This is a genomic window from Aeromicrobium sp. UC242_57, assembly GCF_044452305.1.
Lineage (GTDB): Bacteria > Actinomycetota > Actinomycetes > Propionibacteriales > Nocardioidaceae > Aeromicrobium.
This window is the reverse complement of sequence record NZ_JBIOAM010000003.1, coordinates 879,622-896,949: the sequence shown is the minus strand read 5'-3', so window position 1 is coordinate 896,949 and position 17,328 is coordinate 879,622. Positions and strand designations below refer to the sequence as shown.

General features: G+C 67.7%; 18 protein-coding genes and 1 pseudogene. 1 reads left to right on the top strand and 18 read right to left on the bottom strand.

Features of this window, described 5'->3' with window-relative positions; genetic code table 11:
* Entirely contained in the window at positions 1-132 is a 132-nt protein-coding gene (locus ACHMWU_RS15605) for a response regulator transcription factor (protein WP_396046805.1), read from the top strand.
* 82 nt (positions 133-214) lie between these two features.
* Here the strand turns inward: ACHMWU_RS15605 and ACHMWU_RS15600 are convergent, their stop codons facing one another.
* The 18 genes and pseudogenes from ACHMWU_RS15600 to ACHMWU_RS15515 all read right to left on the bottom strand — a co-directional run bounded on the left by ACHMWU_RS15600 (position 215) and on the right by ACHMWU_RS15515 (position 17,248).
* On the bottom strand, positions 215-1,015 hold the full coding sequence (locus ACHMWU_RS15600) for a hypothetical protein (RefSeq protein WP_396045002.1): 801 nt from the start codon (positions 1,013-1,015) through the stop codon (positions 215-217).
* Between the two features lie 341 nt (positions 1,016-1,356).
* Positions 1,357-1,893, bottom strand: a pseudogene (locus tag ACHMWU_RS15595) (error-prone DNA polymerase); the annotation flags it as partial.
* A gap of 171 nt (positions 1,894-2,064) precedes the next feature.
* A complete protein-coding gene (locus ACHMWU_RS15590; protein WP_396045000.1) occupies positions 2,065-2,814 on the bottom strand; it encodes a hypothetical protein in 750 nt (249 codons plus the stop codon).
* Positions 2,815-2,855: 41 nt separating this feature from the next.
* Positions 2,856-3,383: a PHP domain-containing protein gene (locus ACHMWU_RS15585; protein ID WP_396044998.1), complete on the bottom strand. Its 528-nt coding sequence runs from the start codon at positions 3,381-3,383 to the stop codon at positions 2,856-2,858.
* A gap of 275 nt (positions 3,384-3,658) precedes the next feature.
* Entirely contained in the window at positions 3,659-4,465 is an 807-nt protein-coding gene (locus ACHMWU_RS15580) for a hypothetical protein (RefSeq protein ID WP_396044996.1), read from the bottom strand.
* Positions 4,390-5,181 carry a hypothetical protein gene (locus ACHMWU_RS15575; protein ID WP_396044994.1) on the bottom strand — a complete coding sequence of 264 codons (792 nt, stop codon included), beginning with the start codon at positions 5,179-5,181 and terminating at the stop codon, positions 4,390-4,392. Before ACHMWU_RS15575 ends, ACHMWU_RS15580 begins: the two co-directional genes overlap by 76 nt.
* A complete protein-coding gene (locus tag ACHMWU_RS15570; RefSeq protein WP_396044992.1) occupies positions 5,178-5,678 on the bottom strand; it encodes a hypothetical protein in 501 nt (166 codons plus the stop codon). Before ACHMWU_RS15570 ends, ACHMWU_RS15575 begins: the two co-directional genes overlap by 4 nt.
* A complete protein-coding gene (locus tag ACHMWU_RS15565; protein ID WP_396044990.1) occupies positions 5,675-5,827 on the bottom strand; it encodes a hypothetical protein in 153 nt (50 codons plus the stop codon). Before ACHMWU_RS15565 ends, ACHMWU_RS15570 begins: the two co-directional genes overlap by 4 nt.
* A 132-nt stretch (positions 5,828-5,959) precedes the next feature.
* Positions 5,960-6,115 carry a hypothetical protein gene (locus ACHMWU_RS15560; protein ID WP_396044988.1) on the bottom strand — a complete coding sequence of 52 codons (156 nt, stop codon included), beginning with the start codon at positions 6,113-6,115 and terminating at the stop codon, positions 5,960-5,962.
* Positions 6,093-7,622, bottom strand: a complete 1,530-nt coding sequence (locus ACHMWU_RS15555) for a dipeptide ABC transporter ATP-binding protein (RefSeq protein ID WP_396044986.1) — start codon at positions 7,620-7,622, stop codon at positions 6,093-6,095. Before ACHMWU_RS15555 ends, ACHMWU_RS15560 begins: the two co-directional genes overlap by 23 nt.
* Positions 7,540-8,655, bottom strand: coding sequence for an ABC transporter permease (locus ACHMWU_RS15550; RefSeq protein ID WP_396044984.1), 1,116 nt, complete (start codon positions 8,653-8,655; stop codon positions 7,540-7,542). Before ACHMWU_RS15550 ends, ACHMWU_RS15555 begins: the two co-directional genes overlap by 83 nt.
* The gene (locus ACHMWU_RS15545) at positions 8,648-9,577 is read right to left on the bottom strand and encodes an ABC transporter permease (protein ID WP_396044982.1); all 930 of its coding nucleotides are present in this window, start codon (positions 9,575-9,577) and stop codon (positions 8,648-8,650) included. Before ACHMWU_RS15545 ends, ACHMWU_RS15550 begins: the two co-directional genes overlap by 8 nt.
* Before the next feature lie 153 nt (positions 9,578-9,730).
* Positions 9,731-11,383 (bottom strand): ABC transporter substrate-binding protein, encoded by a 1,653-nt coding sequence (locus ACHMWU_RS15540; RefSeq protein ID WP_396044980.1) that lies wholly within the window; start codon positions 11,381-11,383, stop codon positions 9,731-9,733.
* 256 nt (positions 11,384-11,639) lie between these two features.
* The gene (locus ACHMWU_RS15535; protein WP_396044978.1) at positions 11,640-12,587 is read right to left on the bottom strand and encodes an electron transfer flavoprotein subunit alpha/FixB family protein; all 948 of its coding nucleotides are present in this window, start codon (positions 12,585-12,587) and stop codon (positions 11,640-11,642) included.
* Positions 12,580-13,398: an electron transfer flavoprotein subunit beta/FixA family protein gene (locus tag ACHMWU_RS15530; RefSeq protein WP_396044976.1), complete on the bottom strand. Its 819-nt coding sequence runs from the start codon at positions 13,396-13,398 to the stop codon at positions 12,580-12,582. The genes ACHMWU_RS15535 and ACHMWU_RS15530 overlap by 8 nt, the downstream gene beginning before the upstream one ends.
* A gap of 208 nt (positions 13,399-13,606) precedes the next feature.
* Entirely contained in the window at positions 13,607-13,741 is a 135-nt protein-coding gene (locus ACHMWU_RS15525) for a hypothetical protein (RefSeq protein ID WP_396044974.1), read from the bottom strand.
* 104 nt (positions 13,742-13,845) lie between these two features.
* Positions 13,846-14,526 (bottom strand): hypothetical protein, encoded by a 681-nt coding sequence (locus ACHMWU_RS15520; protein WP_396044972.1) that lies wholly within the window; start codon positions 14,524-14,526, stop codon positions 13,846-13,848.
* Positions 14,468-17,248, bottom strand: coding sequence for a hypothetical protein (locus tag ACHMWU_RS15515; protein ID WP_396044970.1), 2,781 nt, complete (start codon positions 17,246-17,248; stop codon positions 14,468-14,470). The genes ACHMWU_RS15520 and ACHMWU_RS15515 overlap by 59 nt, the downstream gene beginning before the upstream one ends.
* Positions 17,249-17,328: the final 80 nt, after the last annotated feature.

Below are 17,328 nucleotides of genomic sequence, written 5' to 3'. Positions count from 1 at the left end.
ATCGCCGAGGCCCTGACGATCAGCCTCAAGACCGTCGAGCACCACCGCTCGAACATCTTGGCCAAGCTCGGCATGCGGGACCGGACAGATCTGACGCGCTATGCGATCCGGGCCGGCCTGGTCGAGCCCTGACCCCGGCATCACTGGAAGTCGCGGCCGCGATGCTTGGCGGGGATCGCGCTGGCCGCCTGAGGGTAGACCTCCTCGATCCGCATCAGCTGTCGGCCACGAGGTTGACGACACCTTCAGGACTGCGTTCGAGGATTCCGCGGATGACCATGCCTGCGGCGTTGCGGCCCACGACCCGGTAACGCTTCCAGAGCGGCTCGGAGCACACGACGTTGAGCATGCCGGTCTCGTCCTCGATGTTGAGGAAGGTGACCCCGGCGGCGGTGGCCGGCCTCTGCCGGTGCGTGATGAGTCCGGCGACCTTGACCCGCCGTCTGGCCTCGGCGGCAGCGGTGTCGGCGACCGACAGGATGCCTTCTTGTCTCAGCAGCGGTCTCAGGTGCTCGATCGGGTGGGTGTCGGGCGAGATGCGGGTCGCCCACAGGTCAGCCAACGTCAGCTCGACGTCGCTCATGCCCGGCAGCATGGGTGGCGGCGCCTGCACGGCGGTACCCTCGAGCTGGTCGGCGCTCTCGGCGTAGCCCGCATTCCACAGCGCCTGCCGCCTGGACAGACCGAAGGAGTCGAACGCCCCGGCGGTGGCCAGCGACTCCATCTGGGCGACCGTCAGCCCGGCCCGGCGCGAGACATCGGCCATGTCGGCATAGGGCCGTCGCTCACGTTCGGCCACGATCCGCTGTGCGACGTCCTTGCCGATGCCCTGCACCTCGTCGAAGCCCAGGCGCACCGCGAAGGCACCGTCGCGCCGGTGCTCGGGTGTCGGATCGGGAGTGCCGGGGATGAAGTCGGGTACCGGTGGCTGCACCCGTTCGAGGCAGCTCGCGCCCCGTCGCTCCCCACCTCCGTCGTCGATCGGCTCGAGGTCGGCCACCGCCCGCGAACGCATGATGTCGGGGCGCAGCACCTTGACCCGTGGCGCCGCGCATCGGCGGTCAACGACTGCGGAGAGTAGAAGCCCATCGGCTGGTTGCGCAGCAGCGCCGCAAGGAAGACTCCCGGATAGTGCAAGCTGAGCCACGAGCCGCGTACACCAGCAACGAGAAGCTCAGCGCGTGGCTCTCGGCGAAGCCGAAGTTGGCGAACGACTTGATCTTCAGGTAGATCGCGTCGGCTTCTCTGGGGACAGCCCGTGCCGCGCCATGCCGGCGAAGGCTTGTCCTCCAACGACTCGATCCGTTCGACACCGCGCTTGGACCCCATCGCCCGGCGCAGCAGATCAGCCTCGTCACCGGTGCAGTCGCCGATCGCGATCGCCATCTGCATCAGCTGCTCCTGGAACAGCGGCACACCCTTGGTGCGCTTGAGCACGGGCTCGAGGATCGGATGTGGGTAGGTGACCGGCTCCTTGCCCATGGCGCGGCGGATGTACGGGTGGACGGCGCCGCCCTGGATGGGCCCGGGACGGATCAGGGCGATCTCGATCGTCAGGTCGTACGCCCTGCGAGGCTGCAGCCGCGGCAGGGTGCCGATCTGGGCCCTGCTCTCGACCTGGAAGACCCCGATCGAGTCGGCCCGGCACAGCATGTCGTAGACCCCGGCCTCCTCCTTGGGGATCGAGTCGAGGTCCCAGTGCTCGTCGAGGTGCTCGGCGACGATCTTCATGGCGTGGTCGAGGGCGCCGAGCATGCCGAGTCCCAACAGGTCGAACTTGACCAGGCCCATGAACTCGCAGGCGTCCTTGTCCCACTGCAGGACCGTGCGGTCGTCCATGCGGCCGCGCTCGATGGGGCACACCTCGCCGATAGGGCGCTCGGTCAGGATCATCCCGCCGAGTGGATGCCCAGATGCCGGGGCGCGGTCATCATCTGCCTCGCCAGCCCCACGACCTGTTCCGGCACGCCCTGCGCGTCCTCGCTACCGATCGCGCCCCAGGCGTCGATCTGCTTGGACCACGCATCCTGCTGGCCGACCGAATGTCCGAGCGCCTTGGCAGCGTCACGGATCGCCGACCGAGGCCGATAGCCTGATGACGTTGGCCACCTGTGCGGCATTGCGACGGCCATAGGTCTTGTAGACCCACTGGATGACCTCCTCGCGACGGTCGGAGTCGAAGTCGACGTCGATGTCTGGCTCCTCCTCACGGGTCGTGGCCAGGAACCGCTCGAACGGCAGGTCGTAGAAGATCGAGTCGATCGCGGTGATCTTGAGGGCGTAGCAGAGCGCCGAGTTGGCCGACGATCCTCGCCCCTGGCACAAGATGCCTTGGCGGCGCGCGAACGCCACGATGTCGTGCACGATCAGGAAGTAGCCCGGGAAGTCCTTCTCCTCGATGACCGCGAGCTCACGCTCGATGCGTTCACGGGCGACGGCCTCGTTGTCGGCGTACCGCTCACGGATGCCGCGATCGGCCAGCTCACGCAGCCAGCTCGTCGCGGTGTGCCCCTCGGGGATGCCCCGTCTCGGCAGCTGCGGGGTGGCCGCCCGCAGGTCGAAGGCCAGCTCGTCGGCCAACGGCACAGTACGTTCGACGGCTCCGGGGTAGCGGCGGAACAGCTGCTGCATCTCGACGCCTGACCGCAGGTACGCCGCACCCGTCGCCGGCAGCCAGCCGTCCATGTCGGCGAGGCTGCGCCGGGCCCGGACGGCTGCCATCGACGCAGCGAGGCGTCCGGCGTCGGGACGGGCGAAGTGGACGTTGCTGGTTGCGACGGTCGCCAGGCCGTGGTCGCGAGCCAGCTGCGCCAAGGCATCGTTGACGGAGCTGTCGGTAGGAAAACCGTGATCGGTCAGCTGACCCGCACCCCGTCGTGCCCGAACAGCTGGATCAACCGGGTCAGCGCCGAAGATGCGGCGTCGTGGCCTCGATTGACCAGCGCCTCGCGTACGTGCCCTTTGCGGCAACCGGTCAGCACGACCCAGTGGTCGCGTCCCAGGGCAGCCAGCTCGTCGAGATCGTAGACCGGGCGCCCCTTCTGGTCGCCTCGCAGCTGTCCCTCGGTGATCGCCGCAGCCAGTCGGTGATAGCCCTCGACGCCGCGGGCCAGCACCAGCAGATGATTCCCTTCGGGATCGGCGACACCGTTCTGCGGCGTTCGCAGGCCCAGGGACAGCTCGGCACCGTAGATCGTCTGGAGCCCGGAAGCATACTTGGCTGCTTCCTCGGCGAATCGCGGCGCACCGTAGAAGCCGTCGTGATCGGTGATCGCGATGCCGTGCAAGCCGAGCGCGATGGCCTCCTCGACCAGCGCATCGGGACCGCTCGCCCCGTCGAGGAAGCTGAAGTGGCTGTGGCAGTGCAGCTCGGCATAGGGCACGACCGGCCCCTCTGGCGGTGCGATCTGCCGCGGGCCCGTCTTGGGACGTTTGCGCGACCAGCCCGGAGCATCGCCGCCGTCGGGCTCTGTCCGGCCAAGGCTGGTGGCCGCCCCGAGATCCGCCGCTCGAGCTCACGCCACGAGATGTCCGGATTGTTCCACCCCATCAGCCCCCCACCTCCCCACCACATCCGCGAGTGGTGCAGTTTGGACGTTCTGGGACGGCGTGTCTGTCCAGGTCGCACCGCTCGCGACCCGGAACGCACCACTCGCGGCTAGTCATACTTCGCTTCGGTCCACCAGTGACCGCCTTCGAGCAGCACCAGATAGGCGCTGCCGTCGACGCCGACGATCTGGAAGCGGGCGATCCGACGGGCAGCAGTCTGGTCCCACCACTGCTCGTCGACCGGCCACGGACCCGCCCACGACGCCACCGGCTGCCACTCGTGGCCGGCCGTGACCCGGAACCTGGCTGGCTCCCCCGACACCACCCCGCGGCCGGTGACCCCGATGGGCTGCCCGTCGGCGGCCACGACCATCGCCTGCTGCGGCTCGGCATAGACCGTCGCGGGCGCTGGTGGAGGCAGGCTGCCCGGCCACGGCAGACCCACGGTCCGCGCGATCGCCGGACGTTCGCCCCACGGCGTGAGCAGCCGCCGCTGCGCTGGTCCTCGACCGCCCTGCACCGCCACCGAGACGACCGACTCATGTCCGACGATGCTCTGCACCCGGGCGACCCCGCGTTCGACCCGCTCGTCGGGGCCCCCGCCGAACAAGCTGTCGGCATGATCTCCCAACGGCTCGGTGACCTCGGGGATCAGCCGAACCGCGTCGACCGGCGCCTTGATCGCATCCTTGACCGACAGCTGCCAGCGCAACCTGTCGACCAGGTCGGTGGGCCCGAACCAACGCGGATGCATCCACCGCCTCGACGACGCCAGGGATCCGTCGGCGTCGACCTCGATCAGCACCGTCGTGCACACCAGACCGTGCCCGGCCAGATCGGTCACGAAGGCCTCAGCCGTCGTACGCAGGCTGAACGCGATCGGCTCGACCAGCTCGAGGGGCGGTTCGAGCAGCAAGGTGGCATCGAACTCGACTGGCACCTGGCGGCGGCTGATGGGTCGCGGATCTTGACCACGCGCCAGCCGGTGCAGCAGCGCACCGTGCGTGCCGAACCGGGTGTGGATGTCGCCCGGTGGCAAGCTGGCGAAGTCCCCCAGAGGTCAGCAGGCCCATCCCGCCGCGGCAGTCCGACGAGCTCGGCATCACCCAGCGTGTCGATCGGCAGATCTCGCAGGAACTGTCCTGACTCCCCCGCCTGCACGACGAGGCTGTCCTGGGGCAAGGCCCGACGGGCAGCCTGCTGCCGCGGCGAACAGGCCGTCGGCCACCCCCGCCCTGACGTCCCACACCCCGAGCTCGACGAGCCGTTCGGCGATGACGGCCGCCGCCTCGGCCTCGCCCCCCGTAGAACCTGGCCGGAACCCCCAGAGCGCACAGCCCGGGTCGCAGCGGCGCCACCCCGGGGCTGAGCTTCGATCGCTGCCAGCACCGTCTCGAAGGCCCGCGCATCGGCATCGGGGTTGTAGTCACGCAGGATGAGCCCCGGCGACCTCGACTGGGCGTCACGACGCCGCATGCCTCGGCGGACGCCTTCGGCCCGCGCGACCTGCGAGCACGCCAGCACCTGCCCCTTGTCGAGCACCGCGACCGGTGCAGTCGCCGGCGCCTCGACCGCCACGATCGGCCAGTCGGGTGCCCACAGCACCATGGTGCGCCCCGAGGCCGCCCTCATGAGACGCTCCGCAGGAGGACGGGAGCCGTGTCGACCCGGCGGATGACCTGGGTCGCATCGGGCAGCCACAACCTCGCCCGACGGGGCGGGGCCGTGCCGCGCTGGACCTCGACCGTCGCCTGCCGAGCTTGCAGATGCCCGTGACCGCGGCCGACGCCGACCCATTCGACGTCGCGCAGAGCCACCTGAGCCTCGCTGCGCGGCCAGTCGCCGTGCGCGATCAGGATGCCGCCGCGTTGCCGCAGCCTGGCGCTGATCCGGCTGACGTCCTTGGCCGCGACATGAGCCGGGGCGCGCAGCAGGACGACGCCCAGCACGTCGATCAGCGCAGCCGTGACCTCGAGCCACGCTTCTCCGGGATCGGGCACCAGGATCGTACGGCGCAGCTCGACGCCGGCCGCAGCAGCCGCCTCGAGCCCCAGCTCGGCCGTACCGACCACAGCGCACCAGGCGCCGTCAGCCGAGGGCCCTGCCATCAGCGCCAGTGCCAGGCTCATGGAGCTGACCGAGTCAGCGCGCCGGCCTGCAGCTGCAGGAGACCGGCGAAGACCGGGTGGGTCGCCACCGGCTGGGCGGCCGGGCGGCCCTGCATCTGCTGCACGCGTTCACGCAGCTCAGTCAGGGTCGGCGCAGCAGCAGAGCTCATTGACCCATGATCGAACATATGTTCGATCGAGTCAATCTGGCCTCAACCGCGAAAGGTGCGAACCGATCCCCGAGTGGTGCGCCTTGGACAGACTCACCGTCTCAGAAAGACCAATCCGCACCACTCGCGGTTCTAGGCGCCGAGGGAGATCGACCCTCCGGGGATCGCGTCGAGCAGACGTCGGGTGTAGCCCTCGGACGGGTTGTCGAACACCTGCGAGACCGGCGCAGCCTCGACGACCTTGCCGTTCTGCATCACCAGGACGTCATCGGCGATCTGACGCACCACCGCGAGGTCGTGCGTGATGAAACAGATAGCTGAGCCCCAGCTCGGCCTGCAGGTCGTTGAGCAGCTCGAGGATCTGCGCCTGGACCAGGACGTCGAGGGCCGAGACGGCCTCGTCGCAGATCACGACCTCAGGATCGAGGGCCAGTGCACGTGCGATGGCCACCCGCTGACGCTGACCACCCGAGAGCTCACCCGGGTAGCGCGACATCACGGTCGTCGGCAGCGAGACCTTCTCGAGCAGGTCACGGACCTTGGCCTCGCGGTCCTTCTTGGTGCCGATGTCATGCGTGCGCAACGGCTCCTCGATCGACTGGTAGATCGAGTACAGCGGGTCGAGCGAGGCGTACGGGTTCTGGAACACCGGCTGCATCTGTCGACGCAACCTCAACCGCTCGGTGTTGGACTTCAGGTCACGCAGGTTCTTCCCGTCGAACTCGACGCTTCCGGACGTCGGCGGCAACAGGTCGAGGACCATGCGTGCCACGGTCGACTTGCCCGAACCGGACTCACCCACGATCGCCGTCGTCGTGCCCCGGCGCAGCCGGAACGACACGTCGTCGACCGCCGTGAAGTCGATCTTCTCCCACGGCTTGGCGCCACGGAGCTTGAAGACCTTGGTGAGGTTCTCCACGACGAGGATGTCGTCGCGCCCCTCACCGAGCGCCACGGTGCTCTCGGCAACCTCTGCCGCGATCTCCGCTGCGGTCTGGACGGCTTGTGCACGCACCTCGGCGCGCGCCCTGACCGACGACAACCGCTGCGAGGCGATCGACGGGGCCTTCGACACCAGACGCTGGGTGTACGGGTGCTGCGGGTCTTGCAGGATCTCGAGCGCCGGACCGGACTCGACGATCTTGCCGCGGTACATCACGACGAGGTGGTCGGCCCGTTCGGCCGCGAGCCCCAGGTCGTGGGTGATCAGCATGACCGCCACGCCGAGCGTGTCGGTCAGGGTGTCGAGATGATCGAGGATCTGCTTCTGCACGGTCACGTCGAGCGCCGAGGTCGGCTCGTCGGCGATCAACAGCTTGGGTCGCGCCGCAAGGCCCATCGCGATGAGGGCACGCTGTCGCATGCCGCCGGAGAACTCGTGCGGGTACTGGCGTGCCCGGTTCTCCGCATCGGGCAGACCGGCCTCCTCCAGAAGCTCGACGACTCGCTTGTCGGCCGCAGCTCCGGTCGCGACACCGTTGGCGACCAGGGCTTCCTTGATCTGGTGGCCGACCTTCCACAACGGGTTGAGGTTGGACATCGGATCTTGCGGGACCAGGCCGATGGACGATCCACGCAGCGCGAGGATCGCATCCTTCTTGGCGTGCGAGATGTCGTTGCCCTCGAACAGGATCTCGCCGCCACTGACCTGACCGTTGCCGGGCAGCAGCCCGATCACCGCGTGCGCCAGCGTCGACTTGCCCGAACCGGACTCACCGACGATCGCGATCGTCTGACCGGGATAGATCGTCAGGCTCGCGCCGTCGACGGCGGTCAGGGAGCTCTTTGCCGGCACGGAAGCCGACCTTCAGGTTCTTGATCTCTAGCAGCGGCTGTGCGCTCATGCGATCGGTACTCACTTCTTCCTCGCCTTCGGGTCGAGCGCCCTCGCGAACGGCCTCACCCAGCAGGACGAAACCGAGCACCGTCACGGCCAGAGCCGTGGCCGGAACCCACATCACCGTCAGGTGCTGTCCGGAGCGGACGAGGTTCTGTGCGGCTGACAGGTCATTGCCCCACGACACGATGCCTTGCGGCAGGCCGAGTCCCAGGAACGACAGCGCCGACTCCGAGACGATGAACACGCCGAGCATGATCGTGGCGGTCACGATGACCGGGGACAAGGCGTTGGGGACGATGTGGCGACGCAGGTTGGTCAGCTTGGACGCGCCGATGGCCGTGGCGGCATCGACGAACTCGAGGTTCTTGACCTCGAGCACCGCACCACGCATCTGGCGAGTGACCTGGGGCCACGCGAACAGAGCCAACGCCAGCACCACGACCAGCACCGAGCCCCAGAACCCACGATCGGGGAACACGTTGTTGATCACCGAGATGACCACGATGCAGGCCAGCAGCAGCGGGATGGAGAAGAAGATGTCGCTGAGTCGCGAGACGATCGTGTCGATCCAGCCACCGTAGAATCCGGCGATCGCGCCAGTCAGCATGCCGATCAGCACCGTGAAGATCGTGGCGAGCACGCCGACGGCCACCGAGGCCCGTGCGCCATAGATCGTGCGCGCCCAGACGTCATAGCCCTGCTCGGTGAAGCCGAACGGATGACCCTTGCTCGCCGGCGCGTAGCTGTTGGACAGCGAGCCGGCTTCGGGGTTGGCATCGGTGAACAGGGTCGGGAAGGCGATCATGACCGCGATGACCGCGAGGATCAGCACGGCCAACCAGAACAGCACCGAGCTGCGCAGCCGCTTCCAGGCTTCGCGCCACTGGCTCTCGGGGACGGCGTCGACGTCGACGGCGTCGATGGCCCGCAGCGGGGTCTCGTCGAGCGGGGCCACGAAACGCTCTTGGCCCGGATAGGTCTCAGACATAGCGGATCCTCGGGTCGAGAACGGCATACAGCAGGTCGACGATCAGGCTCATGAACACGTAGATCATCACCATCACCGCGACCACCGCGACGGTCACGGGGGCGTCGCCTCGGCTGACCGCCTGGAAGGCGAGGTTGCCGATGCCTTGGACGTTGAAGATGCCCTCGGTGATGATGGCACCGGCCATCAGCGATCCGAGGTTGATGCCGATATAGGTCACGACCGGGACCAGCGAGTTGCGCAGCACGTGATTGCGGATCACCGAGCCTTCGGAGAGGCCCTTGGCTCGCGCGGTGCGCACGTGGTCGGCGGTCAGGTTGTTGGCCACCGACGTGCGGGTCAACCGGGTCGTGGTCGCGATGTTGGCGATCGCCAGCACGAAGGCCGGCAGGATCAGCTTCTCGATGTTCCAGTCGGCGCCGACCGTGGGCGGGAAGATGCCCCACTTGACGCCGAACAGCAGCCGCAGCACGAAGCCGACCACGAAGATCGGGACGGACAGCAGGATCAGCGAGAGGACCAGCGTGACCGAGTCGAACCAGCCGTTGCGGCGCAGACCGGCGATCGTGCCGACGACGATGCCGATGACGGCGTCCATCGCGAGCGCCATGAGGGCGAGGGTCGCGGTGACGGGCAGTGCGTTCTTGATCTTCTCGAACACCGGCTGACCGTCGAGCCCGACGAAGTCGGGATTGAAGGTGATGACGTCCTTGAGGAAGTAGAACCACTGGACGAGGAAGAAGTCGTTGAGGTGGTACTGGTCGCGGATTGCTTCGCGGACCTCTGGCGAGACGGGCTTGTTGCCGATCAGGCCGTTGATGGGATCACCTGGGCGCAGGAACACCAGCGCGTAGATGATCAGTGTGGCCCCGAGGAACACCGGGATGGTTTGGAGCAGCCGCTTGGCGACATACCACCACACGAGGCCTCCTATGTGTCAGAAGTGTGGAACCGGCGCACTGCCTGGGTCGAAGGCCACTGCCCTGCCCATAAGTCATAGTGCACCGATAACGGACGCGGCGCACGGAGGCAGTCCGGATGAGGACTGCCTCCGTGGCCGATGATGCCGGTCGAGCTACTTCGTCAGTGCGTAGTAGTCGGGCTTCTGCTTCCAGTTGAACACGAAGTCCTTGAGGTCTGTCGTGGTCACTGCTGTGGCGTTCTGGTACCACAGCGGGAGGGCCGGAAGGTCCGTGAGCAGGAGCGACTGGGCCTCGGTGATCAGCTTGTAGCGGTCGTCGCCCTGTGCGGACGAGGCCTGGCTGATCAGCTTGTCGAACTCCTTGTTGCTGTAGTCGCCGTCGTTCGATCCAGCGCCCGTGGCGTAGATCGGTCCGAGGTAGTTGAGCATCGACGGGTAGTCGGCCTGCCAACCGGTACGGAACGGCGTCTTGATCGTGCGGTCGGTGACAACCGTGCGCAGCTCGTCGAACGTGGGGTACGCCTTGGGTGCGGCGTCGATGCCCAGCGTGTTCTTGATCTGGTTGGCCATCGCCTCGGAGAACTCCTTGTTGCCTGCTCCGTCGTTGTTGTAGGCGAGCTCGAACTTGCCGCTCCACTTGCTGATCTTGTCAGCTTCGGCCCACTTGGCCTTGGCCTCGTCGGCGTTGAACTCGAGCACCTCGTTGCCGGGCACGTCCTTGGTCCAGCCATCGAGGACCGGCGACGTGAAGTCGCTGGCCGGCGTACGCGTGTTGTTGAAGATCTTCTCGGTGATCTCGGCACGGTTCGTGGCCATCGAGATGGCCGCACGACGCAGCTTGCCCTCTTCGTCGTTGCCGAAGTGGTCGAGACGCTCGGGGATCGTGAACGACGAGAAGTTCGAGCCGGGCTCGTTGAACGCCTTGACCGAGGAGTCGGTCTCGAACGTCGTCAGCGCGCTCGGGGGAACCTGGTCGAGGACGTCGAGGTTGCCGGACTGCACGTCGGTGTACGCGGCATCGGTCGAGTTGTAGAACTTGAAGACCAGTCCGCCGTTCTTCGGCTTGTGGATTCCGTCGTAGTCCGGGTTGGGCTCGAGCGAGATCTGCTTGTTCTTCTCCCAGCCGGTCTTGGTCAGCTTGTAGGGACCGTTGCCGATCGGCGCGTCGCCGTAGGCCTTGGTGATCTTGCCGTCGGGGCCGTAGGCGGCCTCCGGGACCGGGAAGTAGGCCGAGTAGCCCAGACGCAGCGGGAAGTCGGACTCCGACTCCTTCAGCGTGATCGTGAACGACGTCGGGTCGACGACCTTGAGGCCCGAGACGGTGTCGGCTCCCTCTTCGGTGTTGCCGACCTCGTCGGTGCCCTTGATCGGGTAGAAGAAGTAGTTGTTGAGCTGCTTGTTGGCCGGGTTGGCGCCGTAGTTCCACGCCTTGACGAAGGAGTCAGCCGTGACGTCGGTGCCGTCGGTGAACTTCTTGCCACTCTTGAGCTTGACGGTCCAGACGGTGCTGTCCTCGTTGGGCTCGATCGACTCGGCAACTTCGTTGGTCACCGAACCATCGGTGTTGTACGCGACGAGTCCGGAGAACAGGTTGTCGATGGGATCGCCGCCGCCGACCTCATTGGTCGCGGTCGGGATCAGCGGGTTCTGGGGGTTGGTGCCGTAGACCGAGATGACTGCATCGGTCGATCCACCACCGCCACCCTCGCTCTTGTCATCGCTTCCACCACCACAAGCAGCCAGTACCAGGCTGCTTGCCGCGATCAACGCCACACTCGCGAGGCGAGTACGCCGAGAGAGTCGCATGGATTCCTCCTGTATTTGTCCGGTGCGCGCTGACGCGCGCCTTTAATGACTATCACTGCGGCAACCTGTGCGGACAGCGTAGACGCGCTGCTTAACCACATTGTCATCAAATTCAGCCTGACATGGTGGCCCCTATGTCAATAGCCCAGTTGGGTCATTCATGACAGTTTCTCGCAGCGCGTGACAGAGCCCGAAAACAAGAGCATCGGGCCGACCCACAGACTACGTGGGTCGGCCCGATGCCGCTCGGCTGGTATCAGCCCTTGCGCTTGGCAACCTCGGAGGTCGCCTGCGGCAGGACGGCCTTCAGGTCGCCCACGACGCCGAAGTCGACGAGCTCGAAGATCGGCGCCTCGTCGTCCTTGTTGACCGCGACGATCGTCTTGGACGTCTGCATGCCGGCGCGGTGCTGGATCGCACCGGAGATGCCGTTGGCGACGTAGAGCTGCGGCGAGACCGTCTTGCCGGTCTGCCCGACCTGGAACGAGTGCGGGTACCAGCCCGAGTCGACGGCAGCGCGCGAGGCGCCCACGGCCGCACCGAGGCTGTCGGCGAATGCCTCGACCTCGGTGAAGTCACCCGACGTGCCACGGCCACCCGAGACCACGATGGCGGCCTCGGTCAGCTCGGGACGACCCGAGGCGGCCTTCTCCTTGGACGACGTGATCTTGGCGGTCTTGGCCGCATCGGAGATCGTGACCGAGACGGCCTCGACCGCACCAGCACCGGCCACAGCCTCGGGAGCTGCCGAGTTGGGCTTGACGGCGATGACCGGCGCACCCTTCGTGACAGCAGCCTGGACCGTGAAGTTGCCGGCGAAGACCGACTGCGTCGTCGTGATGGAACCACCGTCGGCCTGGACGTCGACCGCGTCGGTGATCAGACCCGACTCCGACTTGAGCGCGACGCGAGCCGCGATCTCCTTGCCCTCGGTCGACGAGCCGACCAGCACGGCGGCCGGCGACTTGTCGGCGACGAGCTGCGCGAGCGCCTCGGCCTTGGGGCCGACCAGGAAACCTTCGTAGGCGGCGTCGTCGAGGGTGTAGATCTTCTCAGCGCCGTACTCGGCGAGGACACCGTTGTCGGCGGTGCCGAAGACGACCGCGGACGGCTCGCCGATGCGGCGGGCGATCGTGAGCAGCTCGAGCGAGGGCTTGGTGACCTTGCCGTCAGGAGCGTCGATCAGTACGAGAACTTCAGACATGTGGCACGTTTCCTTTTAGGTCTAGTCTTCTCAGACGAACTTCTTGGAGGCGAGGAACTCGACGAAGCTTGACGCCGCCGTCTCCCTCGTCGGTGACGATCTCGCCGGCGGTGCGCGGCGGGCGCGGCGTGAAGGAGTCGACCTTGGTCCACGCGTTGTCGCCGCCGACTGCCGCAGCATCGATGCCCAGGTCAGCCAGCGTCCACTCCTGGACGTCCTTCTTCTTGGCCGCCATGATGCCCTTGAACGACGGGTAGCGAGCCTCGCCGGTCTGGTCGGTGACCGACAGCACGAGCTTGCCGGTGGCCTCGATCTCCTGCGTCGCGACGTCGCCGTCACGCACGATCTTGACCGTGTCGCCGTCAACCGTGATCTCGTTGGCGTAGGTCACTGCAGGCAGGCCCAGACGCTCAGCGACGAGGGTCGGGACGACACCCATGCCGGCGTCGGTCGACGCCATGCCGAACACGACGAGGTCGTAGTCGAGCTTCTTGATCGCTTCGGCGAGCACCAGCGAGGTCGCGAAGGCATCGGATCCGTGGATCGCGTCGTCCTGCACGTGGACGCCTGCGTCAGCACCCATCTGCAGCGCCTTGCGGACAGCGTCGGACGCCTGCTCGGGACCGACGGTCAGGACCGTCACGTCGCCGTCGCCTGCCTCGACGATCTGGAGCGCCTGCTCCACCGCGTACTCATCAAGCTCGGACAGCAGACCGTCAACGCCAACACGATCGACGGTGTTATCGGCGCTGAAGGTCCGGTCAGCCGTAGCATCCGGGACATACTTCACAGCGACAACGATTTTGGTCACGAGGACCCTCCTGTGAATCTGGGACGCGACGAACAAGCGGACGCCGCGGCAGTCGGGGGACTGTGCAAAGGCCACTTTCCCACGCTGACTGCCAGCTTGGTTAGGTGGCCCTACTTCATGTGAATGTTACCCAGGCGTAGCAAAGAGGGCGACCGTCTGGCCGCATGGGCTAGGTCACACTCGGAGCGTCCGGACGCTGTCCCGCGGCCTACTTCCGGGTCAGGAAGAGCTCCATCGACGGCTTGTCGACGAGGGCTGCAGCGCGGTCGACGCTGATCAGCACGACAGCGCCGAGCGCCGACACAAAGGTCACGGCCAGGGCGAGGACGGCCAGGAGGGGCATGGTGGGTTCCGTTCGGGAGCGTCAGGTGAGACGTACTACCTGACAAGACTCCCCCAGGACCGGTTCATGACGCAGTCAGCACGATCGTTCTAGGTCGTGCCTCCTCAGTCGTCGAACCGAGCCCTCAGGAACGACTGCACGAACATCCCGACGACCAGGTAGCCGATCGACCCGGTTCCCCACGCGACGAGCGACTCCTTCAAGTCGGCGTTGGCACCTGTGAAGGAGAAGACGTCTCGCAGCGGCCCCACCAGCACGTCGCAGATCGACGAGATCTGGGCGAAGGCAGAGTTGTCGTCGCCGACCCCGAGCGCCACGAGCAAGGCACCCAGGGCGAGCACGACCGAGCAGAGCAGACCGGCCGCGCCGATCAGACCTGCCACGAGAAGCCCGAGCCGTCTGCTGGACGTCGACGAGGACCGGGTCGATGCAGTCGATGCAGTGGGCGCCGTCCGCTCCCCTGCCGCGACCTGCGACTCACGTCTGGCCCGGCGTCGCCTCTGGAGCAGGCCGACCTTGGGCTCGCGCGGGGCCTCGACGATCCGGTCGTCGGCCTTCGCCCGTCGGGCGGCGTCCTTGACCTCTTGACGTCGGCGCCGAGCAGCCGCCCTGGCTTCGGCCCTGGCGGCAGCCTTGGTCTCGGCCGGGGTCGGTCGGGGTCGTGCCGGCGGCTCGGTCTCGTCGACCGAGCCGATCGGCTCGTCCTCTACCGGCGGCGTGGTGTCGTCACTTGCGTCGGACGACTCTTTTTTTGATCTTGGGGGCGAGCGCCCCGGACCCGTCACTCACCTCCACAGGCTGCGAGTCATCGGTGGGTGCTGGCACGGACGACGGCTCCACGAAGTCATCGACGTACTCGTCGATCAACGGAGCCGGCGCTGCCAGTGGCGTCGACGCCGAGGCGTGATTGGCCATCACGATGTGCTCCTGCGCGACCCGCTCAGCCTCGGCCTCGGCAGCAGCAACCCATTCGAGGGCCGTCCGCTCCGCCTCCTGCAGCTTCTCCTCGGCCGCCGAGCGTGCTGCGGCCACCGCCTGGCTGAGCCGCTCCTGCGCGTCGCGCTTGGACTGCAGGGTGACCCGCTCCGCCTCGCCCTGAGCTGCCGAGATGCGCTCGGCCGCATCGCGCTGCGACTGGTCGGCCACGCGCTGAGCCTCGGCCTGAGCGGCCGCGATGCGCTCAGCAGCATCGGTCTCAGCCTGAGCGATCTTGCGCTCGGCATCGAGTCGAGCCGCCTCGACGTCGCTGGCGAGCTTGCGCTCGGCCTCGGCACGCGACTCGGACGCCAGGCGCGCCGACTCGGCGGCATCAGCGGCCACCCGCTCGGCCTCAGCCTGCGCGGCACGGATCTTCTCGGCCGAGACCCGTTCGGCCTCAGCCAGCTTGGCCGCAGCCTCGGCCCGCTCGGCCTCGGCCTCCTTGGCCAGCTTGTCGGCCTCTTCGTTGGCGCGATCGACCAAGGCCTTGGCGTCGTCCCGCTCACGGGCGAGCTGGGCCGCGGCCTCTTCGTGACGCCTGGCTGCCTCAGCAGCCAGACGATCGGCCTGGACCTTGGCGGCCACCAGCTTCTCCTCGGCAGCACGTTCGGCATCAGCCACCCGCACCGCGATCGCGACCCGCTCAGCCGCAGTCTCCTGGGCGTACTTCTCGGCCTCCGCCTTGGCAGCGGCCACATGACTGGCCGCCGACTCCTCGGCCTCGGCGACCGTGCGCTCGGCCTCAGCCTTGACCTCGGCCAGCCGGGCATCGGCCTCTTCACGTTCCTTCGCCAGCTGCACCAACGCCGCCTCGCGGTCGGACGACGCCTGAGCTGCAACCCGCTCGGCCTCCGCCTTGGCAGCCGCGATGTGGCCGGCCGACGCCTTCTGCGCCTCGGCAACCGTGCGCTCGGCCTCAGCCTTGACCTCGGCGAGCCGGGCGTCAGCCTCTTCACGTTCCTTCGCCAGCTGCGCCAGCGCGGCCTCGCGCCCCTTGGCTGCCTGAGCAGCTACCTGCTCGGCCTCGGCCCGGGCAGCCTCGATCCGACGTTGAGCATCCTGCTCGGCAGCCTCGAGCCGGCGCTGGGCCGCCTCCTCGGCTGCCTTCTCGGCCTCAGCCAGTCGGCGCTCGGCGGTGACCTTGGCCTCGACCTCGGCCTCCTCGGCGAGTCGCTTGGCCTCGGCTTCTGCCTCGGCGATGCGCTGCTGGGCTTCGTCCTCGGCCTTGGCCTTGGCGGCAGCGACCCGCTCGTCGGCGGCCTTCTGCAGCTCGGCGATCTTGGCCGCGGCAGCCTCACGTTCACGTTCGATGTCGGCCGAGACCCGGTCGGCCTCCTGCTGGGCAGCGCTGACACGTTCGGCGGCAGCCTGCTCGGCGGCCTTGAGCTTGGCCGCCGCGACCTCGCGCTGGGCAGCCTCGTCGGCGCTCAGCCGTGCTGTGGCCTCCGCACGCTCGCGGGCGGCCTCCTCCATCAGACGCGCCGCCTCGGCACGGGCCGCAGCAACGCGCTGCTGTGCTGCGGCGCTGGCGGCAGCCAGCTTCTCGGCGAACGTCACCGGCGGGGTCGGCGACTCCGGGGCGGCATAGCTGGCCGCCGGTGCCTCGTCGACCTGTGCAACGGGCTCGGGCTCGGCAACGGGCTCCGGCTCGGGCTCGGCAACCGCCTCGGGCTCGGGCTCCGGTTCGGCAACCGCCTCGGGTTCGGGCTCTGGCTCTGGCTCTGGCTCAGCAGCCTCGGGCTCGGCCTCGGCCGATGCTTCAGGCTCGACGACGGGCTCAGGCTCGACGTCGGCGACCTCAGCCACCGGCGCGGCCTCGCCGACGGCCTCGGGTTCTGCCTCGGGTTCAGCCTCCGCTTCTGCAGACGGCGACACGTCTTCGGCACTGAGCTCGGCAGCAGTCTGCGGCCCCCCGAAACGGGCGAACGGCGAGGGCGTTGCAACGACCGGCGGCTCCTCACGCTCGAACGTCTGCGGCGCCGTCGGCTGCGGCTCCTGCTCGACCACGGCCTCGTCGCGGAACGCGTCGAACACCTGGGTGTCCTGGACCGCGTCGCCAGGCGCGGCTGCATCATCACGCCGATCTGGCGGAGTGGCGACTGCCTCGCGGGCAGCATCGAGCTTCTCGGCGAGCGTCTTCTCCGCTGGCCGCGACTCGGTCTCGTCACTGTCTCCGGCTCGAGCGTCGCGTCGCTTGGTCGATGCCGAGGCCCTCGCGGCCAGGCGATCGCTCTTGCGCTTCTCGGCCGCGGCCTGGCGGAGCGCACGCGCTGCCGCCCGACGGGCTCGCGGACTGTCGTCCTGGGCTGCGACAGCGACGTCCTGGCTTGCGGTGTCGTCGATGCTGGCGGCTGCTCGGCTCAAGGCATCGCCGACGCTCATGGCCGCGCGGGGAGTGTTGTTCTTCGCGGTATGAGTGGCTGGGCTTGAGGTGCTATTTCCCTCGTCGTGCGCAAGCATGTCGGCGGCGATCTGCAATGGATCGGCCCTGCGGCGCTCGACCGGCTGGTTGGATTCTGAGTCGGTCATGACTCCCTTTCATGTACGCACTGACGGCACGTGGGGATCAGTATGCCCCATCAGACTCCTGTGTCACGCTGGTTTCAACG